This window comes from Bradyrhizobium sp. (assembly GCF_016213215.1).
Classification (GTDB): domain Bacteria; phylum Pseudomonadota; class Alphaproteobacteria; order Rhizobiales; family Xanthobacteraceae; genus Bradyrhizobium.
This window is the reverse complement of the sequence record NZ_JACRAW010000006.1, coordinates 15,294-37,116: the sequence shown is the minus strand read 5'-3', so window position 1 is coordinate 37,116 and position 21,823 is coordinate 15,294. Positions and strand designations below refer to the sequence as shown.

The window sequence follows — 21,823 nt, the reverse complement described above, 5'->3', positions numbered from 1 at the left end:
CCTCCGCAGGGCGGCCGCGAGACTATCCCGAAGATGATGGCTTGTTTCTACCGCACCCCATAACGCGTGAAGTCGTCGCCGATCCTGGCCTGGATTGTCGTTGCCGTTGAAAGATCGGTGTCGCTGCCAGGTTTGTCGCCCTTCTTCAGCTTGGCAAGCCCGCGCCCATAGAGCGCGCTCGCCAGCTTCGGGTCGATGCGCAGCGCAGAGCTATAGTCATCGATAGCCGCGTCGATTTGGCCCATCTTCAGGTAGATCAGGCCACGCGAGTCATACGTGGCGGCGCTGTTCGGCCGCGACTGAAGCGCCTTGTTGCAGTCCTCCAGCGCCGGCTGCAGCGCACCCAGGACGGCCCGGGTCCAACAGCGTCCGCTCCAAGCGGTGTCCAAAGCGGGCTCAAGGCGAATTGCCTGGTCGTAGTCCCGAGCCGCGCGATCGTACTCATTTCGCTTAAGGTAGGCGCCGGCGCGGTTGGCGAACGCTTCGCCGTAGTTTGGCTTAAGCTTGATCGCTTCGTCGAAGTCCTGGATCGCGAGCTCATACTCGCCCTTCCTCAGGTAAGCCACGCCGCGGTTGTTGAAGGGCTTGGCGTAAATGCGGTTCAGCTTCATCGATTGGTCGAAGTCCTGGATGGCGCGGTCGTAGTCCCCCTTTGCCGTGTAGGCGACGCCACGATTGTTGTAGGCGATAGCCAAGGCAGCCGTAGTGCCTTGACCTGCATCGATCAGCGCCGTGCAACCATCGATCCGAGGTTCAAGCGAGGTGTGATCAGAGCCGTTGCACAACTCAATATTCCTGAAATAGCTGTCCTTCTGCGCATTCTGCGCCGCCGCCGGTGACCCCAGCGAGAGCAAGATCAGCATGGACGCCACGCCGTCGATGATGCCCGCTCTTGGACTAAATTCCATATCAGGGGTTCCGATTGTGGAATTAGGGAAGGTGCTGTCGTTGATCAGCGCGGGCGTCGCACGCCCGATAGATGCCTTGTTGTGAAAAGTGTGCCCAATGTGAAAGGCTTGCCCAAGAAGCTATCCTAGCACCCGCGACAGATGTTCAAGTTTAACTTGTGGTCGGTGCTTTGTTCGGGTTTCTGCGCCGCAGGTGCTCTCCTTGGCGTGGGTTTGCTCTTGCCCTGTTCAATCAGGGTAGAAAATCTGGCTGTTCCGTCGTCCGAAATTTCGACGTGCGGCGTGGTGCCTCGGATGCCCATGGTTGCGACCGGCGTGTCGATCCTCATGTCGCCACTCTTCGCGATGTTTCCGGCAACGAAAGTGAACGTTCCCTTGGTGAGGTTGAACAAGGTCGAGTTGGACTTTCCATTTGGGTCGTACACGAACTCGTTCAACTCCATGCGGGCGTTGCTGGACAGATTGAACGAGGTGCCATCAGTAAAGTTGATGCCGACCCGTCCATCGGCTCCGGTCTGGACCATGTCGCCCAAATAGACGAGGTCACCAACCTTCGTCTGACCGGCTTGACCGGAGAGACTTGCCTGAACGACGACAGCACCGGCATGATCAATTGTGACCGACCCTGTGACGGTCACGACTTTCCCAATGGGTTTCGATGCGACGTCCTGAGCGGCGGGTTTGGCAGAGTTGATCTGCGCTTGAGCCGGACCAGGCAAGAAACCACCCAGCAACAAAGCGAAACTCGTCACCAAGACAGAAAGTGTGTGTGTGCACATGATCCCCTCCTTCCTGAGAAGATCTTGATCGTACGGCCGCCACGGGGGAACTTAGATCGCATTATGAACCATGGTCGACTAGTCCTTATAGACTAGTCCATCCTATCTATGTCGCACGTCTACCACATCTTCTCCCGAGTGCTGGCGCACATGCCGCTAGAATGTCACATTTCGGACGCTTAGATTAACTCAATAATACTTGATGGGAGTGCGGCGCATCGCGACGAGGCAGTTCCCGACGTAGCGCTCGCTTCCTGAGATGATTGGGTCGTTTCGGATCAGGACGTTTCGGCGAGCCAGCGTAGAAGTGCCGTCGTCAAATATCGTGACATCACGGCGCGTCAAAAAGTCTGAGGAAGAATACGCGGCGCCGCGATAGGCTTTAGTTGCTCGGCAGGCGAGGTCGAAGCCAATGTTGATTGGGCCTCACGGCAAGTTCGGGGACGAATGCAAGGCCGGGGAGGCCTTGGTTCCCCAAGTGATCGGAAGCGTCGAGACGGCGAGCGGTTGCAGTACCCTCAGGCGTGCCGCCGGCGTTGCCGTTGAAGTGATGGTTGGCGATCCTGTTTGCCAAGGTGACGTGATCGAGACCGCGGCCGATGGGCGGATCGGGATCCGCTTCATCGACGGCACCGTGCTCAACCTGTCGTGCAGCAGTCGCGTGGCGCTAGACGAATTCGTCCGCGACCCGAACGGCACCTCGCATTCGGTCCTGTTCACGGTGACCAGAGGGATCTTCGCTTTCATTTGCGGCCAAGCGGCAGAAGCCGGTTCCCTCAGGGTCGACACGCCTTTTGGAACCATTCGCGGCCGGGCCAATTCCGCCGGGATCGGCATGCTGTCGCTCGCAGCACTGGTCTTCTCGATCGTGAAGGACGCCCAGGCCGCGGATCCGAATGTCACTTTCCTGGATGACGACAGCATCACATATAAAGACCTCGAGCACGGCGTGTTCGAGCTCATAACCAAGGAGGCGATCCCGCGACGCATCATTGTTGAAGACCCCGGAGAGACGATTGTCCTAAGCAGGACTGGCTCGTCGGTCAGCGTGAACCAAGTCGCGAATACTTCTACTCGAATGGAGGAGTTACAGCTTGCCCAACAGGAGGTGCATGCCACCTCCGAGAAAGGGCTGGGTGGCTCCGGGTCGAGCACACCCGACTTCTTTGCGCCGCTGCCGCTGCAACCGATCAATTTCAAGCCGGTCGAAGCCCCGCCGGCGCAAGATCCGCTCCCACCGCTGCCGTCGGTCGTCGTCCCACCCCCTGAGCTCTTGATCATACGTCCGACACTGAATGCGCCGGCGGGGCCGATCGAAATTGACACGATTGTGTTTGACACCTTCACCGCGACCAGCGGAACGTTCGTAGGCACCAGTCCCCTGACCGATGCCACACTGACCTACGGCATCAGCGGAGGGGCCGCGGGCGCCACCGTAATGGATGGGGTGACATATGATGTGTCGAAGACTGGCTCGTATGGCACGCTTTTCGTCAGTAGCACGAGCGGCGCCTACATCTTCGTTCCCGATAGTGGCGCTATCAACGCGCTGACGACGCCCACGACCGAGAGCTTCAGTATCACGGTATCGGACGGCATACTCGCGGGCGATCAGCCCTTCACGATCACCATCAACGGTGCCAACGACGCGGCCATCATTGCCGGGACCGCGACCGGTTCAGTGATCGAGGCTGGTGGCGTTGCGAATGCCACGCTCGCCACGCCGAGCGCGGCCGGCACTCTCACCAGTACCGACGTCGACAATCCGCCCGACACCTTCACGGCGGTCAGTTCGCCAACGGCGAGCGCGGGCGGCTTCGGCACCTTCACGATGACGGCGGCGGGCGCGTGGATCTACACGCTCAATAATGCCGCCAGCGCGGTGCAGGCGATCAATGTCGGCAGCACGCTGACCGACACATTCACGGTGACCACCGTGGACGGCACTCCAAAGATGGTGCTGATCAGCGTCAGCGGAAGCAATGACAGCCCGACCGCGAATGATGACGTGTTGCCATTGCCCCAAGCGGGTGATGGCGAGGTCAAGGCCGGCGCCAGCGCGGATCCCAAGCTGACGATTGCTGCGAGTACCCTGCTTGCGAACGATACAGATCCGGACAGCGGGGATCAGGCAACGATCGTTTCGGTAAGCGGGACCAGCGCCAAAGGTGCGACGGTGACGCTGTCGGGTCCCGATATCGTCTTCGATCCAACGGACTCCGCTGCACTGGTGGCACTCCGAGCCGGCGGGACCGCGACCGATGCCTTTACCTACACGATAGATGACGGTCATGGAGGAACCGCGACTGCGACCGTGACGCTGGTCGTTGCCGGAATCAACGATGCGCCGACGATCGTGAATGAGATCAACCCGCCGAAGCAGTCCGTCATTGTCAATCCGTTCGTGCTGGCGGCGGGGGCGAGTACAAACTCGTTCGGCCTGAGTACCGAAACGTTCGACAACCTGCCGGCCGGCTCCGATGCCATTCATGGCAATTTCTACAGCGCAGTGCTCGATGCGACATTCTCAGGATCAGGACTTGCGGCAGTCATCAACGAAACGATTCCCGGCGTCGGCGTGTCCCTGTTCCTCGGACCGTCGGGAAACCCGGATACGACCAACTTCTTGAGCGTTAGCGCCGGTGGTACCGAAACGATCACGTTCGGCTCGGAGAAAAATGCCTTTGGCCTGTATTGGGGCACGGTGGATCCGTTCAACACCATCTCCTTCTACGATGGGGCGACCCTGGTTGCATCCTATACCGGCGTCGATATCCTTCCACTCTTGAGCGGACACCCGGGCGTGTTCAACTGGAACGGTTACGTGCAATTCGCCGGCCTTGGTCCCTTCGACAGGGTTGTACTGCAGTCGGGCAACGCAAACGCATTCGAGATCGAGAACATTTCTGCCGGATCATTCGGGGATATCCATGCAAAGCTCCTGGCGCCGATCTCGGGAGCGCTCACGGTATACGATCCCGATGTCGGAGACACGCTGACCGGATCTGTGATCGGCGACGCCACCATCGAATTCGCCGGATCCGACGGGTCGACGACGCTGCCGGCCGGCGCCGATGTGACGGCGCTGATCCAAGCCGCCAGCATCACCTTTGATACCGTGCAAACGAATGGCGGAACGCAGACCCTGCAGTGGACGTACAATCCCGCCGTTGCCGATCTCGATTTCCTGAAGTCCGGTGACGAGCTTACCATTCGCTTCAACACGCAGGTCAATGATGGCCAGGGCGATGTCGGAAACCAGGAGCTGACGATCTCGATCGTCGGAGCCAACACGTCACAGAACACGTCGGCGTTGAGCGTCGTCAGCGGTACTGACGCGGACGAGACCTTCAACAACGTCGGCAACAATGTAACGATTTTCGGCGGCGGCGGGGTCGACACCTTCGTGTTTAATGCCGGCTTCGGAGCCGCGACGATAGGCGATTTCGATCCCAACAATGACAGGATTGAGATCAGCCACAGCCTGTTCGGCAGCATCACCGAGATTCTGGCGGCGGCGACCGATTCCGGTCCAAATACGATCATCACCGACGCAACCGCCCTGAACACCATTACGCTGAAGGGGGTAGCGGCTGCGCAGCTCCAGGAGTCCGCTTTCCACCTGACCTGATCACCGTCCCAGTCGTCGCAAGGCGCGCTGCGCCGCTTCGGTTCTCCACGAATGGGCGCGCGCCGGCAGCCAAGTGAGCCGATCCAAGGGATGACGGCCGCGCAGAAACGGCGCTCCTGGGCAAAGCGGCGGCAGAACTCATTACGGCAACAGATATCGGCGGCGACCGCCTGATACAGGCGCGCGCCTGTTTTCGCGCCGTGTGCACAAACGCGGCCGAACGCGCCATGCGGACTGTTGATTGGCCTGCCGGTGATGAACCGCCCTTAAGTGAACGGCGTCATAGCCAGCTACTAGACGCAAGTGTGGCTGGTGCGGGACCGCCATTTTGGTTTGGGAGTCAATGGGGGCACGGCTCAGGAGTCGTCGCGCCCCTGAAGATGCGCTGGCTTATTGCGGGGGCCGGCCTATGCGAATTGTCGCGGAGCTCGCAGTACGATGCTCGGGTACGAGCAGCTTGGGGAGGGGATGCGTCCGATGATTGCGATTGCCGGCCAGAAATATTCGAAGCTGTTTTCTCCACTTGATCTCGGGTTCACGAAGCTAAAGAACCGCGCGCTCATGGGCTCGATGCACACCGGGCTCGAGGAGGCCGAGAACGGCTTCGCCAGGCAGGCCGTCTTCTTCGCCGAACGCGCGAAGAACGGCGTCGGGATGATCATCACCGGCGGTATCCCGCCGAATTTTGAGGCGAGCGGCCACGGCGCGAAACTGTCCACCCCCGAGGAAGCCGCGCAGCACCGCCTCGTTACGGAGGCAGTTCATGCGGCCGACCCGGACGTGAAGATCTGCATGCAGATCCTGCACGCGGGTCCTCTTGCGCGCACGCCGGAGTGCGTCGCACCCTCGGCGGTAAAGTCGCGGATCGGCGCCTTTGTACCTCAGGAGCTCGATGAGGCCGGCATCGAAAAGCAGATTGCCGATTTCGCCAATTGCGCCGCACTCGCCCGGTCGGCGGGTTATGACGGCGTCGAGATCATCGGCTCGGGCGGATATCTTATCTCGACCTTTCTGGTCGAGAAGACCAACCGCCGAACCGATCGCTGGGGCGGCTCGTTCGAGAACCGCATGCGCTTTCCGGTCGAAGTGATCAAGCGCGTGCGTGCAGCGGTTGGCCCCAATTTTATCCTCATCTTCCGTATCTCCGCCATGGACATGCTGGAAGGCGGGCTCGCCAGGGAGGAGGTTATAGCGCTTGGCAAGGCGGTGGTCGCCGCCGGCGTCAACATCATCTCCACCCATTTCTGCTGGCACGAAGCCTTCGTACCGACGATCGCTACAATGGTGCCTCGCGCTGCCTTTACCCAGGTGACTGGCCGGCTGCGCAGGGAGCTGGGTGTGCCGATGATCACGTCGAACCGCATCAACATGCCGCGAGTGGCCGAAGACGTTCTAGTGCGTGGGGACGCCGATATTGTCTCCATGGCGCGTCCGATGCTCGCGGATCCCGAGCTCGTGCGCAAGGCGGCGGAGGGGCGGGAGGATGAGATCAATACCTGCATTGCCTGTAATCAGGCCTGCCTCGACCATACCTTCACCGGGCGGCTGGTCAGCTGCCTGGTCAACCCGCGCGCGTGCCATGAGACGGAGTTGGCCTTCAACCCAACGTCCGTGCCCAAGCGCATTGCTGTGGTCGGCGCAGGACCCGCGGGTCTGGCATTCGCCACGACCGCGGCCGAACGGGGCCACAACGTAACCCTGTTCGAGGCCGGTCCCGAGATTGGCGGTCAGTTCAACCTTGCGCGGAAGATCCCAGGCAAGGAGGAGTTCGAGGAAACGCTCCGCTACTTCCGGCGCATGATCGCGGTGCGTGGTGTCGAGCTCCGCCTCAATACGCGCGTCGACGCTGACGCGCTCAAGTCCGAAGGGTTCGACGAGGTCATCGTGGCCACCGGCATCGAGCCGCGCGTTCCAAATATCGAAGGTATCGATCATTCCAAGGTCGTGGGCTACATCGACGCCATTCTTGGTCGCCGCAAAGTGGGCCGGAAGGTGGCCATCATCGGTGCTGGTGGTATCGGCTTCGACATCGCCGAGCTGATCACACATGCCGGGATATCGGCCGCGCTGGACATTGACGTTTTCGCGCGGGAATGGGGTATCGACTTCAGGAATCATCCGCGCGGTGGCGTGACCGGGGTGAAGCCCGACGTCGCGAGTTCCGGTCGCGAGGTGTTCCTGATGCAGCGCAAGGCCGACGCGGTCGGCCGGAATCTCGGTCGCACCACCGGCTGGACCCACCGCCTGGTACTGCAGCGGCGCGGCGTGCATTTGCTGAGCGGTGTCGATTATCTCAAGATCGATGACGCCGGCCTGCACACCCGCGTCAACGGGGAATTCAAACTGTTTGACGTCGACACTGTCATCGTCTGCGCGGGGCAGACATCGCTGCGCAAGCTCTACGACGATCTTCAGACGCGCGGCATCAAGGCGAGCCTCATCGGCGGTGCGTTCGAGGCGGCTGAACTCGATGCCAAGCGCGCGATCGACCAGGCGACGCGGCTGGCGGCGGTGATCTGACGTCTTGAGTCGGCCGGGCAGTGTGATGAAAGGTGGCGAGAACGCGGCCTCACATTGAAAGATCAAGAGCACCAACGTCTCAATCAGAGGGAGAGCCCGAGAAATGGCCTATCCACTTCCGAATGCTTCGACGGACCTGACGGGCCAGACCGCACTCGTCACTGGTGCCTCATCCGGGCTTGGTCTCCGTTTCGCGAAGGTGTTGGCGAGTTGCGGAGCCAAAGTGGCGTTGGCGGCGCGGAGAATCGAACGGCTTGAGGCGCTGGCGAACGAAATCGGGAAAGCGGGCGGCCAAGCTGTTCCAATCCAGATGGACGCGACCGACGCAGAGCAGCTGATCAGAGCGGTTGCCTTGGCCGAGTTGGAGCTGGGGAGCGTCACCATACTGGTCAACAATGCCGGCATTCCCGACGCCCAACGGGCGCACAAGATGCCGTTGGACCTTATCGACAGGGTCATCGACATCAACATACGCGCGCCCTTCGTGCTCTCATGCGAGGTAGCGCGGCGATTGATCGAAGCAGGTAAGCCGGGGCGGATCGTCAACATTGCCTCTGCGGCGGCGTTTGACTACTCCGGTGGCGGGGCCGCACTCTACTCCGTGAGCAAGGCTGCGGTCGTTCGCATTACTGAAGCACTCGCGGTGGAGTGGGCGCGGTTCGGGATCAACGTCAATGCGATTGCACCAGGGGCGTTCGCTTCCGAGATGATGGACGGCATGCTCAGTCGGGTGGGCGATATCACGCAGCACTTTCCGCGCAAACGCCTCGGCGATCCGGCTCAACTGGACTCCACCCTGCTTTACCTGGTGAGCCCGGCATCCGATGCTGTCACCGGCACGTGCATTCGCGTGGACGACGGACAGCATCGCCGGTGAATTCGATGAACTGGAGGCGAAGACGTGGAATGTTGAAGCGCTTCAGAAGTCGCTCGAGGAGGTGAGGCGGATCGAGGAATCCGGCGCGACCGTCATCTGCTGCCACGACGACCAGCAGTGGCAGTCGTTGCGCAAAGGCAACGCCGGCTACGAGGAGGACGGCCTTGCGAGCGGGCGTGACTGACACCTCGAGGGGAGCTGCGTGCACTCGCGGAAATGGTCAACCTTCATGCGAATGCGACACTTTCGGAGCAGGAACTGCGGTACCGTTTCAGTTTCGGTTCAGCTTGATGGGTGTGTGGATTACGGGGAGTAAACTCAGTTTCGCCGCATAGGACCGGTTTATTGACCTGAGTGCAGAGGGGACAACCGTGTCAATCAACGACCTGATCGACGGACTTATTGAAGAGTGCAACGGGGATGTTCACGGCGCGCTGCAAGCGCTGCTATTGCTGAACGAGCGGCTCGAAGCCGAGCTGCAACATGTCTATGAGCTGACAAACCTTGCTCCACCTGAGTGGGCAACGGTGCATTAGTTATCTCGGGCGCGCAGGGACGCTGCGAGCTATAAGGGCGACAAAGGCGATGCTGCGACATTGAGAAGCTGGGACACGGCCGTCACCAGCTGCGCCGGTGCAAACGGTTTCTGCAGGAGGATGCTGTTGGGCACACCCAGCGACGGCCATCGGTCGGCGCTGGCGCCGGTCATGTAGACGACCGGGAATGACGGATCGATTTCCCTGGCTTGCCGGGCCACCTCCCAGCCGCTGATGCTGTCCTTCAGATTGATGTCGGTCACGAGCGCCGCGTACTTCACCCCGCCGCTCGTGAGCAGCGCCAGCGCGTCCTTGCCGGACGCCGCGATCACGAGGTCAAAGCCGCCATCCTTTAAGGCGTCGTGGACCATGCCCTGGAGCAGTTCCTCATCCTCGACCGCCAAAACAACCGGCACATCGGGCAATAGTGTTTTCCTCCCCAAGGTCGCGCAAGGGGGACTCAGAGTTCCCGAAACGCAACGCCGCACCGCGGCGAAGGTTCAAAACTGCACAGTGGAACTGCCGAAAGTTTTTCGTGAGGAGTCAGAGCGCAGCGATGAGCGGCGTTCGTCCTGTACGTCGGTGATAGCTCACGCATCCCGGCTCAGGCCTCGGAGAGCACCGGTCTGCCATTTCCCCGCGCCGACGCTGCCGCGTTCACCGCATCCCATCCCGCGCGTTCGTGACGATCGCGATCTGTGACTTACCTCAAAGTCGGGTCATTAACGTTTTATTTACCATGCCGATGTCAGGCTTAGGCAGCTGAATTTGCAGCGGAACCGGACCAGAGCCGGCAGCTGCAAGAGAAGGCCGGCGGCATAGCTCCCGCCGGCCTTTTCTCTAGTCCCGCACCGACTGGATCTTTGGCGCTGTGAGAGGATCGGCCAGGCGCGCGAATTCGCCCTGTTTGCGTCAAATCGCCATGCGAAGTTTCCGGTCGCGTTGCGTAACGCAGCGAGACGTGGAGGCGCGCGATGGATGACGCAATCAGACAGGAGATCCAGGCGCTATTGGATCAGCACCGCACCATGCGGATCGCGACCTTGCGGCCCGATGGCTGGCCGCAGGTGACGACGGTCGGCTATGCCAACGAAGGCTTCGCCATCTACTTCCTGTGCGGCATCGACAGCCAGAAGGCCAACAATCTCGCGCGGGACGATCGGGTATCGCTGGCGATCGATGATGATCCCGCCCAAGTCATGGACATCACCGGCCTGTCCATGGCCGCCCGGGCGCAAGTCGTGACCGACCCGGCCGAAGCGGAGAAGGCGATCAATCTCCTGATGTCGCGATATCCGGAGCAGAAGGCGATGGACCTGCCGATGCCGAAACCTTCCGAGATCCGCCTGTTTCGCCTGACGCCGACGGTGATTTCCGTGCTCGACTACTCCAAGGGATTCGGTCACACGGAACTGGTGACGTGCTGAGGAACGGCATGGACCGGCGCTACAGGGCAGGTCAGCCGATGAGAGCGCCGGGCAGGCACGGAATTGAACGAAGGGCGAGCAAAGATGCTGCTCGCACAGCCCACGCCTTTTGGACGAACAGCGATTTCGCTTAACTTATGTTCAGCCGACCAAGCACGGACTGGAGCAATGTTCAGTTTTGGACTGAACTTCCGGCGGGAGCGAGCGAGGCTGGCCACGTGAACCAAGCCCGTCGGCCTCCAGCTCCCCGGCCGGCTTAGTGAACCGCCTAAGCCCGTCGGTGCCGGTTGCTCCGACGGGCTTTTTTTGTCGTCGCAACCGCGCCGGCCTGCCCGAACGAGTGGCGGGCTATGCATTGCTGATCCGCCCGCCCATCCTCGTCATCGCGGCCCCTGCACTGATCGCGTTGACCTCGCGGCGCCGGTCGGCGGCGAAGGACAGCAGCTTCTCGATGGTCAGCGCGTCTGTTATCCTCGCCGCCAGGCGCTCGGCGCGGGCCGCCTGCTCCTCAAGGTGCTGGATTCTCGTCATCCCGTCTCCCCGGACGCGCTGTGCAGCGAAATGCGTAATCCGGATGCTGCGGCAGGGAGGGCTAACGAGCGGTTAATGGCCGGTGCCGCACGCAGGGCCACGATGGCGGTCTACCGGCGAGGCGCGATCAGGAATGCCAACGCGATAACGGCGATAAGGCTTGTCATCACCACCGCCGTAATGGCCCCGGCGAGGATCCTCATCTTTTCACTTCGCGTGTAGGGTCTCATTCAGCACCTCGGCAAGTAGCGTCAGGACTGGCGAGCACATCAAGCGGCGTCACTCGCTACCGAGTTCTCTGCGAGAGCGATAGAGAGCCAGCACTTGCCTGGAATTGTCAACCGTCAGGCGCAGGAAGTCCTTCTGCAACCTGTCCAGATCGCCGGCGGTTATGCGACAATTGTGAGCTCCCAGAAACAACAACGCCATGGTCGTCTGCCATGAAAAGGTCATGGCTCTCGCCAGGATCAGAACGACTTCCCTGTTCTTGTCGATCAAGGCACGCTCGACAACGTGAGCGGGTAGTCCGCACAAGAGCGACAACGCGGCGGCGGTTTCGTTGAATTTGAGAGAGTGAGCGAATTCAAACACCTTGTCTTCGTCCAGTCCGCCACTCTCATAAAGCTTGGCCACGATCCGCTTCGCCGCGAAATAGTTCTTTGATGCCGGGCCAAATTTCGCGTGAATGGTCCCGGCGAGACGGGTGACGACATCCCCGACCTCCGTCGCCATTTCCGGACGCTCGCGCTCGAGCTTTGTCCTGACCTCCTCGGAAGCTTTCGCTATCAATTGCTGGAAAACGTGGCGGGGAATGTCCCTGCGAAGCCCAAGCTGTTCGGCGATGACCGAGTCTCCTTCCGAGCGCTGCACCAGCTTCAGAAATCCGAACTCGGAAAAGCTCGCACCATTGTTGGCCGCCAGGGTGCCGACGACCTCGCCGGAGCCGCGCACGATCAGAACGTTGGTGACCGCAGTCGGAACGGATCTTCGCTTCGATATGGCCAGCAGGTGCGGCTGACCCTTCGATCTTGCGCTCACGATGAGCGTCCTGACATCGACCCGCTCCGAGTGCATCAGGACAGGTCCGGCGATCTCGATGTCATCATCCAGAGCCAGGCGCTCGATGACCTGAAGGGGAGCGTTCCTGCTGGTGGCCAGCTTGTTCGCAAGCTTGGCGCGTGCAACAGTCTCGATCTCGTGCGCAAGTCGATCGATGACCGTTCCGAAAATCCAGATCTGCTCTTCGGAGTAGGTGCCGGCAATCAGAAGATCGGTCGCATGCCAAAGAGCGCGCAGGCGGCTTTCAGGTGTTCCCCTGGATGCCGTCTCTTCCAATTCTGTCAGAAGTGATTGCTGACCGAGCATCGCACAACGCCACCAGCCGTGAGAACGTCGGGTATTCCTTCTCTGGCTCACTTCGCCAGAGCGCAAAAAACAACTTCCATGCGGCGCGCCATGGTTATGGCGCGCCATAAGTCACTTGCTGTAATTGCGATATGTTCGCGTGTAAGTTGTTAAGAAAGCTCTACGCCTTACGCGGAAACAGCCGGCCGCTCGGTTAACAACAGCGAAAGGACGCTGCGGGAGATCGGTCTGTCGTCTCCCCAGCATCGGCGCAACCATCCATCGATCGCGGCCTGTATGTCATATCGTTTGCCTCGGATTGGCCAACGTCCGCGTGAATCTCGGCCCGACGCTGTCTCCGCGTCGTCGGCCGAGTTCTCGCGGCAGGCGCGCCGCTTGCAATCGGCCGAATTTAAGAGAAATGTAGCGCACAAGAACAACGACGGAATGGGGGACCCATGGCCTTTTCGCTCTACGACGCAACTGTCGCCAACTATCTTCAAATCCTCGGGGCGGTCAGTGGTTTCCTCGACAAGAGTCTCGCCCATTTCCGCGAGACGGGCACCGATCCGGCCGAGGTGGTCGAAACGCGGCTGGCGCCCGACATGCTGCCATTCCGCTTCCAGGTCGTCTCGCTCGCGCATCATTCGCGCGGCGCGATGGAGGCGGCAAGGAACGGTGTATTCGTTCCACCATCTCCCAAATCCGAAGACTATGCCGCGCTTCAGGCTTTGGTAGCGGAAGCGCGCAACGAACTCTCAGGATGGACTCCCGAAGCCGTCGACGCGGTCATTGGCCGCGACGTCGTCTTCAAGCTCGGCGACCGCTCGTTGCCGTTCACGGCGGAAGGATTTCTGATGTCATTCTCGCTGCCGAACTTCTTCTTCCACGCGACAACTGCCTACGCCATTCTGCGTAACAAGGGCGCGCCGCTGGGCAAACGCGATTTCATGGGCAGGATGAAACTGAAGACGTGAGCGGGTAGGGCAGGTTGTCGCCAGGGTAGCCGCCGACGTGCCGCAATCGATGATCGATTACGCCGGAGCCTGTCACCGGGCCGCGTTCCGGTCCGAAGTTGCGGACAGTTACTCGATGACGATCTCGCCGACCATGCCATGATCGGCGTGGCTCTTGCCATCGCTGGCGGTGATACCGCAGCGTAAATCCGTTGCTCGACCGGATGCCACCGGCACGAACCACCATTCCGCCGACTGCCCCGGATAGACTTCGATCTCGCGTATCGCGCCCTTGAACTCGGCCAGGGTAACGGTCTTGCCGTCGCGCGCCTGGGTGACCTGGACCTTGCGGGTGAAGACCATCTGGCTGAAAGCATGCGAGGTGAAATAGTGCGGATCGTTGCTGGGGTTCTTCAGCACGAGCTTGTAGAGCTTGCCGGTCTCGAAGCGCAGCTTGCTGGGGACGAAGACATGCTCTCCCGGACGGCCGAGTTCAACCGTGACCACGATGGGCTCCTGGCCGGCCAGATTGCCGGCGGCCAATGTGACGGCAGGGGTGGCGCAGATCAGCGCGAAGACAGACAAGGAATGGAGCAGGCGCATTGATTGGTGTTTCCGGTGAACTGTGTGGGCGACCGGGGCACATCATTGCAAATTGCGAACGATTCGCAAAAAGAAAGGTGCGAGATTTTGGTCGTTTCACCGCGACGCCTCGTCGCGGGCAGGATCGGACAGCAAAGCTCTCAGTCCAGGCCGGCCGACAAGCGCTTCAGCAATGAGGTGTTCGTCGTCGTCAGCACGACATGGAAACCTTCGACCGAGCCGCCGACGGGCCAAACCGCCACGAGAACGCCGGCGTCCGGCCGGTCAGTGCTGATGTAGCGGCGGAGGTTCGCCGGAGAAAGCAGCCGACTTTCCGGGAGCGACGGATCGCTGCCGGCGGGCTCGACCCGGCGCCAGCCGCGCGTGGCGAGCTGCTGCTCAAAAAAGGCGAGCGCATCCTCGCTCGTCTTCCAGCCATATCGGTCCGTGTAGGCCGTTCCGACCTGCCGGTGAACGTAGCTTACGCCGGGTGAATCGGCATAGGCGAGCTCCGAATAGTGCTGCTCCCACCAGAACGCACCGCCGCCCTGCTGGTTCGCCAGGCGAATGTCGAGATCGATATAGCCGGGCTTTGCCCAGGAAACCGCGGCGAGCAGCAAGGCGCAGGCAAGCAGGATCTTGGCGAGGCGGGCTTTCATCAGCGCGAGAAGCGGCAGGCGTAGTGGCGCGCGGGTCGTGCATTGGTCGCGGCGCGGCTTCCTCGCGTTCAACCTGCGCGCTGCTCCACCGAAACTCTCTCTTGCGACGAATAAGCGTTCACGGTGGGCTGAGTTGGACCTGAAACCCAGCACGGAATTGCCGGCGAGCTACTTGGCAGCTACTTGGCAGGTTTCTCCGACAGAACGGAGAAGTCCTTGGACTTCTGGCCGTCTTCGATTTCTGTAAAGCCATCGGCAGCAAGTCCTCGCTTGAGTAACTCCCGGATCGCGGCAGCTCTGCTCGGCATCCGTTTTTGAAAACGCCACGTATCGATCGTGCGGAGCTCTTCTTGCGTGAGCATGATTTGGAGGCGCTCGCCACGGTTGAGATCTCCCATCTCACTGTCCCTTTGGAAAAATGACCTGAAGCGCCGTGACCGCCCTAGAATGAGGTTTCTTACTGTCTACACCTATTAGTCTCAATGATGACCTTTTGCAATCAAAGCCCAGAAACAGTCGAATGTCCGGGTAACTCATTGAACTAGCTATTGCGTTATTGATTGCCGATTTCATGAGGCGCACCCTGAGCCCTGAGGGGAGCGACAAATGTCAATTTCTGCTGAAGATGGGATGGTTCGCATCGCTGAGGCGGATCATCGGATAGCAAACAACCTGACGAGCCTTAGCGCGGTTATTGGTCTTCAGCGTAAGGCCTTAAGCAAGAGCGGCAAGACCTTCACCGCGGACCAGGTTTGCGTGTTGCTCAGCGAAGTCACGGCACGCATTGAGGTCACGGCGAAACTCCACAAGTATCTGGCGACCGCTGCCAACAACAACGGCATAGATATTGGCGATTTCCTGCAACAAGTTTCTTCACTGATCGGCAAGCTCGTTCCGCAAGGAAGGATGAAGGTGGAAGTCGCCAATTCGTGCGAGGGCTATATCAACCCGCGAGATGCACTTTGCGTCTCGCTTATTGCTGCCGAGCTGCTCACAAACGCTGCCAAATATGCACATCCGACGGGCTTGCCCGTGAAGGTTCATATCCGCTGCGAGACGAAAGAGGATGGCTCCTTCGTCGTGGAAGTGAGTGACGACGGCGTCGGCTTCCCCGAGAACTTCGATCCCTCCACGGATGGAGGGCTGGGCTTTCGGCTCATGCGAGCGCTGGCCAAGGAGCTCGGCACCGAACTTCTGTTTGAACATGACAGCCTTGGCGTTTGCGCCCGGCTTGTTGGGCAACAAGGTGGTCGGCGCATCATGAGCGAGAAGCCCCGTTAACGCCAATCGGCTCCTTCTGCACTAGAGTGCTTCGCCCTCGTGGCGGCTCCTGGCGATTGCCTCGGTTGCGCCCGGCTCGTTCATGGTGCCGATGCCTGCTGCGGCCTTGCGACGTACCCAGAAGCCGGCCAGTGTAATGAACGCCCCGATGCCGGCCAGCACTGACGCGAACGAGCTCGGACCCGGCTCCAGATAGGCGATGGCGGGATCATCCGGGTCATAGGCGATATCGCTGGTCGAACCGATCGGATGACGTTCCTTCATCCTCGCCGCGCCGGCAGAGTTCTGCATTCCGTAGTCGTAAGGCTCAACGCCTCCGGCGACGTATTCCCGATCGCCGACCCGATAGCGATACAGCACATGAAAGCTGTTCCAGCTCTCTTCCCTGGCGCCGCCGACGCCCCTTGTGGTTGGAGCGCTCTGCCGCAACAGCTCCGCGCTGGTGATGGTCGCCGGGACGCGTGGCCACGTCAACGTCATCGCACCCTGGATGACGCCATAGGCGCCGATCGCCAGAATGGCGGTCCCAAGCACCATGAGATTTCGCCCGAAGGCCATCCCGCCGGTGTTTGCTGCCGCGTGTGCCCTTCGGCGCGCCATCGCTCTTCCTCCATTTCCACCATCCCTACCATGCTGCGACGACTGCAGGAAATCCTGCAAGTCCGCGAGTAGCCCGATGTGCGCAGCGATATCCGCGTGAAGTTATGGACCGGATCCCGGTTCTCGCTGCGCTCATCGGGACCGCGTTTGCTGGTGCCTGTGCCCATAACCCAGTGCGGAGAGAACCGCGCTGTGTCGTTTTTACAACTGCTTGCGGCCTGCAAGCAGCGAATGTCGCTTACCGTACAGACGGCACCGAGCAGGCCAACCACACTGGGCAGGTTTCTAGCGCCAAATTGTACTTGCGATCGTCCGGTGGAACCTCCAGACCACCGGACTTTTCGCTCGACTGAAGCCAGTTTCTTCGGCCGCTCCAAGCAACGGGCAGGGCGGGTAAGCAGCGAGCAGCCCGGAGGAGCGCAGCGAGATCCGGAGTGCTGATGGCGGTCCCGGTCGCTGCGCTCATCCGGGCCACGCTTGCTGATCGCAGGACAGGCATCACTCTTGCGGAACACGCGGCGAGTCCTCGCGCTTCGAGACGCGTGCGCCGGAGGCGCGCTCCAGCGACAACAGCTTCGCCGTTGCGCATGGGCGAGGACGATCCTCGCGAACATGTGAGGCCCGCCTCGTTGTGCCGGCAGCGATATCGCCTCGGCAGCTGAACTGATCGTGCGCAAATGTGAAGCGGACGACAGTCATGCTGAACGCCAAGTCCTATATTCAGTCATTCGCAATCAGCGGGACGGAGTGAGTAATGAGTTACGCCTCGTCGCTAGCAGAGCTCGCAATGACGGCCGTCAATCGCTTGCTGATCGCTGCGATGACTTCCGCGTGGACGTCCACGTTGCGCCATCAGCATGCGCTGCAGCCGGAAGAAGATTGTGACGCCGATGACGTCTGTTCGTCGCAAGAGAAGCCTTCGCCAACCGATGATCAGCCAATTCAGTAGCGGTGCGGCGGGTCACGGGGCTGCCCGCGACTGTTTGGTGGATGGGACGGATGTAGCCGGAAAGGGTGCAATCATCCCACCTGAATTGGCGGATAGGTAGTCGCTTCTTTGCCGACTACTCTGGCACGGCATCGAGAGAATTCCGATCCCGGAGAATTGTCCCATGACGGCACAGATCTTCCAATTCAGAAAGTACCAGAAATCCCGTGAGCTTGCTCGGATGCAGAGCGATATTGAAAGGAGTTTGGCCAAACTGAACCAGATCGCAGCCGACGTATTCAAGGCCCTGAAGATCGACACGGCCGATCACGCGCCTGGAACAGAGTCTTCGGGGAAATGATCGAGTTTCGCCGATGAGCGGCATCCCGGGGGTGAGAACGAGAGTGGTCCCGGACTTCGCTTGACTCATGCTAAAGGCTTGCCGCGGCCCCACACCACGAGCGTGGTTCCAGACTGGCAAACGATAATTCGACAGTGTTGCAGCCATGCATGTTCTCAAGATGACGGGCGTGCGTTATGACAGCTGCACGCCGGTTCGGTACTCGACCAGCAAACTGGCTAGGCCCGGCACACCTTCGGCGGGGGCTGTGTGCCGGGCCGCCTGTATTGCGCGGCGGCTTTACGGCTTATGCGCTCGAAAGGCGCGGCGAAGACGTCGCGTTCAAATCGCGCGCAGACCTTCCCTCGGCATCTCCCGGATCAGCATGTCGATCTCGCTCTGCTCCAGCGTCTCCTTTTCCAGCAGCTTCTTCGCCGCGCGGTCCAGAATCGCCCGTCGTGCGTTCAACATACCCTGGGTGCGCTGGAAAACGCGGTCGACGATGGCTCTCACCTCACGGTCGACGGCCGCTGCCGTCTCTTCCGCATAGTCGCGCTCGCGAACGGGATAGGGCCGGTCGGCTCCGGCGAGGAAATTGCCGGGATCGCGGTCGTAGGCGACGCTACCGAGCTTTTCCGACATTCCGTAGCGCGTCACCATGCTTCGGGCGATGTCGGTCACGCGGCGCAGGTCGTCGGCCGCGCCCGTCGACAGGTGATCGAATACGATCAGTTCGGCCGCCCGGCCGCCAAGCAGCACAGCCATCTTGTTCTCGAGTTCCTCCTTGGTCATCAGAAAGCGGTCTTCGATCGGGCGCTGGATCGTGTAACCGAGCGCGCCGACGCCCCGCGGAATAATGGACACCTTGTGTACGGGATCGACGCCCGGCAACGAGAGCGCGACCAGCGCGTGGCCCATCTCGTGATAGGCCACGATCTCGCGCTCCTTGGGATTGAGCAGGCGGTTGCGCTTTTCAAGCCCGGCGACCATGCGCTCGACCGCGTTTGTGAAGTCGGTCATGCTGACCGCCTCGGCTCCACGGCGCGTCGCGAGCAGTGCCGCCTCATTGACGAGATTGGCGAGATCGGCTCCCGTGAATCCCGGGGTCAATGCGGCCACGGCCTCCGGCTCGACATCCTTTCCGAGCCGCACCTTTTTCATGTGAACGGCCAGTATTTCGATGCGCCCCTTCTTGTCGGGACGGTCGACCAGCACCTGGCGGTCGAAACGTCCGGCGCGGAGCAGCGCAGGATCGAGGATTTCCGGCCGGTTGGTCGCAGCGAGGATGACCAGGCCGGAGCGCGAGTCGAAGCCGTCGAGCTCGACCAGCAACTGGTTGAGCGTCTGTTCCTTCTCGTCGTGCCCGCCCGCGAACGGGCCGATGCCGCGGGCGCGGCCGAGAGCGTCGAGCTCGTCGATGAAGATGATCGCGGGCGCCTTCTCGTGGGCCTGCTGGAAAAGGTCGCGCACGCGTGCCGCGCCCACCCCGACGAACATCTCGACGAACTCCGAGCCGGATATCGAGAAGAACGGCACCCCGGCTTCGCCCGCCACGGCTTTCGCCAGCAAGGTCTTGCCGGTACCCGGCGGGCCGACCAGCAGCACGCCTTTCGGCATGCGGCCGCCGAGCCGGCCGTAGTCGGTGGGGTTCTTCAGGAAGTCGACGACCTCTCGAAGCTCGTCTTTGGCTTCGTCGACACCTGCGACGTCGGCAAAGGTAACTCCGGTATTGGCCTCCACGTAGATCTTGGCCTTGCTCTTGCCGATCGACATCAAGCCGCCGCCTAGACCCCCGCCTTCCGCCATGCGCTTGCCGATGTACCACCACAGGCCGAAGAACAGGAGCACCGGCATGACCCATGAGAGAAGGTCGCGCAGGAAGGTGCTCTCGATCCGCCCGGTAAAGCGGACGCTGTGTTTCTCGAGTTCCTGGGCGATGTCCTGATCGACGCGCGTGGTCACGAACTGCTTTTGTCCGCCAGACAGCGGCTCCTTCAGCGTGCCCTGCAATGTGCGATCGGAGACGCCGACGCTGTCGACCTTGCCTTCGCGCAACAGCTGCTGGTATTCGCTGTAGGGGATCACAGCGACCTGGTTGGCCGTCGAGATCAGGTACTGGATGAACAAGACCGCGAAGATCGCGGCGATTGCGTAGCCGACGTTGAACCGGGTGTTGTTGGTCATGTGGAAATCTCGATCGGTATCGGTGAAGTGCCGCCTTTAAACGCCCCCACAACGATGCCCGCGGTCGCAAAGCCACCGCACCGCACCCGGAACAACTGGAGACCCCTGCCTTGGGTTTCAAGCACGTCATCGTGCGATAAATCGCGCCCGATCTGCGAGTTCGGGGCCTTGATGATTTGGGCCCGAAATGTCTCGGAATCTGTGCGGCATGGAGGTTCCATGAGCGGCCGCGATATCGTTTCCTCTGCGGTGATCGCCTTCGGCTGATCCGCCGACCGGTCCTGCGCTCATCCGGCCACGCCTGCTGTTTCGGCAGAACGCCGTTTGAGGTACGGTGAAATCCCGGATCAAGGAAACTGCCATGACGACTTACACGGTCGGATTAAGACTCGGGACGCGCGCCAAGGCGCTCACGATCGAAGCCGAGGACGCATTACTCGCGGCTCTCAAAATCAAACTTGAGAACCCCGAGGCATTCATCACGTATGTTCGCAAGTCGAACCGACGTGGTGATCGTCGCCACCCGCATGAAGGTCTGCGGACTAAGCGAGCGGCCTAGCGAGTAGCCCGGATGAGCGAAGCGACATCCGGGTGATGATCGAGTGTGGTACCGGATATCGCTGCGCTCATCCGGGCTACGCTTGCTCATTCCGTCGCTTGGACCATCCTGGCATCGAGGCAGACATGGAGCGCACTGCAGGGGGAGGGGAAACTGCCGTCGGCCCTGCCGGCAGCGGTGCGCCTCGGACCCCGGTGATCGGTGGGTTGGTGAAGCGCAACCCGCCGACGTGTGTAGGCGATGGCGAAGTACGCCGTGGCCGGTCAAGGGGCCTCTGCGCGGATCCGGCGGGCTAGTTGCCCGCGGTCCTATTTCTTTGAACACCCTTCACCAAAGGCCCGATAAAGACTCTTCAGAGCCGCTTTCTTCTTCCTCTTTGCGCTGACGGTCCACACGTCCGTGATTGCGCCGGACACCGTGATCGGCTCTCCCGTAGCGAACACGGCCGAGAGCTTGTCCATGCTGCTCACGGGCATTTCTGTCCGCAGTTCGCTGGAGGCTGTCATGTTCCAGTTCTTGCTGGGGGCTGGTTTTCCGCTCAGGGCCACGGTTTGCGTCGCGCTGATGAGCGTCACGGACAAGGGCTCTGCCTTTCCATTTCCGAGATCCTTGTAGGCACCAAGGCCGATCTGGACCACCGCGCCCTTCTTGCAGGTCAGGCGAATGACGTAGTCAGGCTCCTCGCCCTGGTCGGTTGGCATGCCGACCAGCTCAAGCGGGGCCTTGGTTAGAGTCCACTCCACGGCGGTCGCCGAAGCAACCGTTGCTGAAATCGACAAGAGAAGGCTGGCCGTCAGGATTCTCGAAAACATCAGGCTCTCTCCAGGGCTTGCGGCCACGGCCCGCTCCGGCGGTCGGTCATGATCAGGCGCTCGATCTGTTGTGGTCGTGAGGACGATTACGGTTCACCAAACGGCTACAGGTTCGTTTGATTTGATTGGCTGCGTGAGCGGCCTTCACCACACCACGTTCGATGGCTGCTCGAGGACGCAGCCACCCGCCTGCGCCAGGGCTTCGGCGCGGCAAGCCGCGCCAAGCCTCAAAGCGAAACGGATTGAGCGCCGTTCGTCCTGCGCTTTGCCGGGGCGCTCACGGGGTTCGGCTCAATCCTCCGCCCGCCCTGCGCGACCGCCTCGCGCCGACGCTGCCGCGTCCACCGCGTCCCGACCCGCGTTTCGTGA

General features: G+C 61.1%; 22 protein-coding genes. 11 read left to right on the top strand and 11 right to left on the bottom strand.

Annotated elements, in window-relative coordinates; all coding sequences use genetic code 11:
* Positions 1-47: 47 nt before the first annotated feature.
* Positions 48-908 carry a tetratricopeptide repeat protein gene (locus HY852_RS00980; protein ID WP_291601798.1) on the bottom strand — a complete coding sequence of 287 codons (861 nt, stop codon included), beginning with the start codon at positions 906-908 and terminating at the stop codon, positions 48-50.
* A 125-nt stretch (positions 909-1,033) separates the two neighbouring features.
* Positions 1,034-1,687: a FecR family protein gene (locus tag HY852_RS00975; protein ID WP_291601796.1), complete on the bottom strand. Its 654-nt coding sequence runs from the start codon at positions 1,685-1,687 to the stop codon at positions 1,034-1,036.
* Positions 1,688-2,165: 478 nt separating this feature from the next.
* Between HY852_RS00975 and HY852_RS00970 the strand changes: the two genes are divergently transcribed.
* The 5 genes from HY852_RS00970 (at position 2,166) to HY852_RS00950 (ending at position 9,251) form a co-directional block, all read left to right on the top strand.
* Positions 2,166-5,318 carry a VCBS domain-containing protein gene (locus tag HY852_RS00970; RefSeq protein ID WP_291601794.1) on the top strand — a complete coding sequence of 1,051 codons (3,153 nt, stop codon included), beginning with the start codon at positions 2,166-2,168 and terminating at the stop codon, positions 5,316-5,318.
* Positions 5,319-5,795: 477 nt separating this feature from the next.
* Positions 5,796-7,838, top strand: a complete 2,043-nt coding sequence (locus HY852_RS00965) for an NADPH-dependent 2,4-dienoyl-CoA reductase (RefSeq protein ID WP_291601792.1) — start codon at positions 5,796-5,798, stop codon at positions 7,836-7,838.
* A gap of 103 nt (positions 7,839-7,941) precedes the next feature.
* The gene (locus HY852_RS00960; RefSeq protein WP_291601790.1) at positions 7,942-8,715 is read left to right on the top strand and encodes an SDR family NAD(P)-dependent oxidoreductase; all 774 of its coding nucleotides are present in this window, start codon (positions 7,942-7,944) and stop codon (positions 8,713-8,715) included.
* Complete coding sequence (locus tag HY852_RS00955; RefSeq protein ID WP_291601788.1) at positions 8,663-8,899, top strand: hypothetical protein; 237 nt, start codon at positions 8,663-8,665, stop codon at positions 8,897-8,899. The genes HY852_RS00960 and HY852_RS00955 overlap by 53 nt, the downstream gene beginning before the upstream one ends.
* A 187-nt stretch (positions 8,900-9,086) precedes the next feature.
* Positions 9,087-9,251, top strand: a complete 165-nt coding sequence (locus HY852_RS00950) for a hypothetical protein (protein WP_291601787.1) — start codon at positions 9,087-9,089, stop codon at positions 9,249-9,251.
* Between the two features lie 29 nt (positions 9,252-9,280).
* Here HY852_RS00950 and HY852_RS00945 read toward each other — a convergent pair whose 3' ends face one another.
* Entirely contained in the window at positions 9,281-9,676 is a 396-nt protein-coding gene (locus HY852_RS00945; protein WP_291601785.1) for a response regulator, read from the bottom strand.
* A gap of 549 nt (positions 9,677-10,225) precedes the next feature.
* On the opposite strand from HY852_RS00945, the gene HY852_RS00940 reads away from it, so the two are divergent.
* Positions 10,226-10,678: a pyridoxamine 5'-phosphate oxidase family protein gene (locus HY852_RS00940; RefSeq protein ID WP_291601783.1), complete on the top strand. Its 453-nt coding sequence runs from the start codon at positions 10,226-10,228 to the stop codon at positions 10,676-10,678.
* Positions 10,679-11,026: 348 nt separating this feature from the next.
* Here HY852_RS00940 and HY852_RS00935 read toward each other — a convergent pair whose 3' ends face one another.
* Positions 11,027-11,209: a hypothetical protein gene (locus HY852_RS00935; protein ID WP_291601781.1), complete on the bottom strand. Its 183-nt coding sequence runs from the start codon at positions 11,207-11,209 to the stop codon at positions 11,027-11,029.
* A gap of 279 nt (positions 11,210-11,488) precedes the next feature.
* Positions 11,489-12,574 carry a DUF2336 domain-containing protein gene (locus HY852_RS00930; protein WP_291601779.1) on the bottom strand — a complete coding sequence of 362 codons (1,086 nt, stop codon included), beginning with the start codon at positions 12,572-12,574 and terminating at the stop codon, positions 11,489-11,491.
* 437 nt (positions 12,575-13,011) lie between these two features.
* Here HY852_RS00930 and HY852_RS00925 point away from each other — a divergent pair, with 437 nt between their 5' ends.
* Positions 13,012-13,530: a DUF1993 family protein gene (locus tag HY852_RS00925; RefSeq protein WP_291601777.1), complete on the top strand. Its 519-nt coding sequence runs from the start codon at positions 13,012-13,014 to the stop codon at positions 13,528-13,530.
* Between the two features lie 108 nt (positions 13,531-13,638).
* On the opposite strand, the gene HY852_RS00920 is transcribed toward HY852_RS00925, so the two are convergent.
* The 3 genes from HY852_RS00920 to HY852_RS00910 all read right to left on the bottom strand — a co-directional run bounded on the left by HY852_RS00920 (position 13,639) and on the right by HY852_RS00910 (position 15,148).
* Entirely contained in the window at positions 13,639-14,112 is a 474-nt protein-coding gene (locus tag HY852_RS00920; protein ID WP_291601775.1) for a hypothetical protein, read from the bottom strand.
* Between the two features lie 140 nt (positions 14,113-14,252).
* Entirely contained in the window at positions 14,253-14,822 is a 570-nt protein-coding gene (locus tag HY852_RS00915) for a hypothetical protein (RefSeq protein WP_291601773.1), read from the bottom strand.
* Between the two features lie 107 nt (positions 14,823-14,929).
* On the bottom strand, positions 14,930-15,148 hold the full coding sequence (locus HY852_RS00910; RefSeq protein ID WP_291601771.1) for a hypothetical protein: 219 nt from the start codon (positions 15,146-15,148) through the stop codon (positions 14,930-14,932).
* 208 nt (positions 15,149-15,356) lie between these two features.
* Between HY852_RS00910 and HY852_RS00905 the strand changes: the two genes are divergently transcribed.
* Positions 15,357-16,031: a sensor histidine kinase gene (locus HY852_RS00905; RefSeq protein ID WP_291601769.1), complete on the top strand. Its 675-nt coding sequence runs from the start codon at positions 15,357-15,359 to the stop codon at positions 16,029-16,031.
* A gap of 21 nt (positions 16,032-16,052) precedes the next feature.
* Here the strand turns inward: HY852_RS00905 and HY852_RS00900 are convergent, their stop codons facing one another.
* Positions 16,053-16,631 carry a DUF3592 domain-containing protein gene (locus HY852_RS00900; protein ID WP_291601768.1) on the bottom strand — a complete coding sequence of 193 codons (579 nt, stop codon included), beginning with the start codon at positions 16,629-16,631 and terminating at the stop codon, positions 16,053-16,055.
* Positions 16,632-17,385: 754 nt separating this feature from the next.
* On the opposite strand from HY852_RS00900, the gene HY852_RS00895 reads away from it, so the two are divergent.
* Together HY852_RS00895 and HY852_RS00890 are read left to right on the top strand one after the other, a co-directional pair.
* Complete coding sequence (locus tag HY852_RS00895; protein WP_291601766.1) at positions 17,386-17,580, top strand: hypothetical protein; 195 nt, start codon at positions 17,386-17,388, stop codon at positions 17,578-17,580.
* A 163-nt stretch (positions 17,581-17,743) separates the two neighbouring features.
* Positions 17,744-17,920 carry a hypothetical protein gene (locus HY852_RS00890; RefSeq protein ID WP_291601764.1) on the top strand — a complete coding sequence of 59 codons (177 nt, stop codon included), beginning with the start codon at positions 17,744-17,746 and terminating at the stop codon, positions 17,918-17,920.
* Positions 17,921-18,241: 321 nt separating this feature from the next.
* Here the strand turns inward: HY852_RS00890 and ftsH are convergent, their stop codons facing one another.
* Positions 18,242-20,083 carry an ATP-dependent zinc metalloprotease FtsH gene (gene ftsH, locus HY852_RS00885; protein WP_291601762.1) on the bottom strand — a complete coding sequence of 614 codons (1,842 nt, stop codon included), beginning with the start codon at positions 20,081-20,083 and terminating at the stop codon, positions 18,242-18,244.
* 361 nt (positions 20,084-20,444) lie between these two features.
* Between ftsH and HY852_RS00880 the strand changes: the two genes are divergently transcribed.
* The gene (locus HY852_RS00880; protein ID WP_291601760.1) at positions 20,445-20,642 is read left to right on the top strand and encodes a hypothetical protein; all 198 of its coding nucleotides are present in this window, start codon (positions 20,445-20,447) and stop codon (positions 20,640-20,642) included.
* A 308-nt stretch (positions 20,643-20,950) separates the two neighbouring features.
* On the opposite strand, the gene HY852_RS00875 is transcribed toward HY852_RS00880, so the two are convergent.
* The gene (locus tag HY852_RS00875; protein ID WP_291601759.1) at positions 20,951-21,454 is read right to left on the bottom strand and encodes a hypothetical protein; all 504 of its coding nucleotides are present in this window, start codon (positions 21,452-21,454) and stop codon (positions 20,951-20,953) included.
* Positions 21,455-21,823 lie beyond the last annotated feature (369 nt).

What these genes read in the sequence shown, in the direction of transcription:
- HY852_RS00980 (WP_291601798.1), bottom strand. Translation starts at nt 908, where the DNA reads ATGGAATTTAGTCCAAGAGCGGGCATCATCGACGGCGTGGCGTCCATG.
- HY852_RS00975 (WP_291601796.1), bottom strand. Translation starts at nt 1,687, where the DNA reads ATGTGCACACACACACTTTCTGTCTTGGTGACGAGTTTCGCTTTGTTG.
- HY852_RS00965 (WP_291601792.1), top strand. Translation starts at nt 5,796, where the DNA reads ATGATTGCGATTGCCGGCCAGAAATATTCGAAGCTGTTTTCTCCACTT.
- HY852_RS00960 (WP_291601790.1), top strand. Translation starts at nt 7,942, where the DNA reads ATGGCCTATCCACTTCCGAATGCTTCGACGGACCTGACGGGCCAGACC.
- HY852_RS00955 (WP_291601788.1), top strand. Translation starts at nt 8,663, where the DNA reads ATGCTGTCACCGGCACGTGCATTCGCGTGGACGACGGACAGCATCGCC.
- HY852_RS00940 (WP_291601783.1), top strand. Translation starts at nt 10,226, where the DNA reads ATGGATGACGCAATCAGACAGGAGATCCAGGCGCTATTGGATCAGCAC.
- HY852_RS00935 (WP_291601781.1), bottom strand. Translation starts at nt 11,209, where the DNA reads ATGACGAGAATCCAGCACCTTGAGGAGCAGGCGGCCCGCGCCGAGCGC.
- HY852_RS00930 (WP_291601779.1), bottom strand. Translation starts at nt 12,574, where the DNA reads ATGCTCGGTCAGCAATCACTTCTGACAGAATTGGAAGAGACGGCATCC.
- HY852_RS00925 (WP_291601777.1), top strand. Translation starts at nt 13,012, where the DNA reads ATGGCCTTTTCGCTCTACGACGCAACTGTCGCCAACTATCTTCAAATC.
- HY852_RS00920 (WP_291601775.1), bottom strand. Translation starts at nt 14,112, where the DNA reads ATGCGCCTGCTCCATTCCTTGTCTGTCTTCGCGCTGATCTGCGCCACC.
- HY852_RS00910 (WP_291601771.1), bottom strand. Translation starts at nt 15,148, where the DNA reads ATGGGAGATCTCAACCGTGGCGAGCGCCTCCAAATCATGCTCACGCAA.
- HY852_RS00905 (WP_291601769.1), top strand. Translation starts at nt 15,357, where the DNA reads ATGTCAATTTCTGCTGAAGATGGGATGGTTCGCATCGCTGAGGCGGAT.
- HY852_RS00900 (WP_291601768.1), bottom strand. Translation starts at nt 16,631, where the DNA reads ATGGCGCGCCGAAGGGCACACGCGGCAGCAAACACCGGCGGGATGGCC.
- HY852_RS00895 (WP_291601766.1), top strand. Translation starts at nt 17,386, where the DNA reads ATGAGTTACGCCTCGTCGCTAGCAGAGCTCGCAATGACGGCCGTCAAT.
- HY852_RS00890 (WP_291601764.1), top strand. Translation starts at nt 17,744, where the DNA reads ATGACGGCACAGATCTTCCAATTCAGAAAGTACCAGAAATCCCGTGAG.
- ftsH (WP_291601762.1), bottom strand. Translation starts at nt 20,083, where the DNA reads ATGACCAACAACACCCGGTTCAACGTCGGCTACGCAATCGCCGCGATC.
- HY852_RS00880 (WP_291601760.1), top strand. Translation starts at nt 20,445, where the DNA reads ATGACGACTTACACGGTCGGATTAAGACTCGGGACGCGCGCCAAGGCG.
- HY852_RS00875 (WP_291601759.1), bottom strand. Translation starts at nt 21,454, where the DNA reads ATGTTTTCGAGAATCCTGACGGCCAGCCTTCTCTTGTCGATTTCAGCA.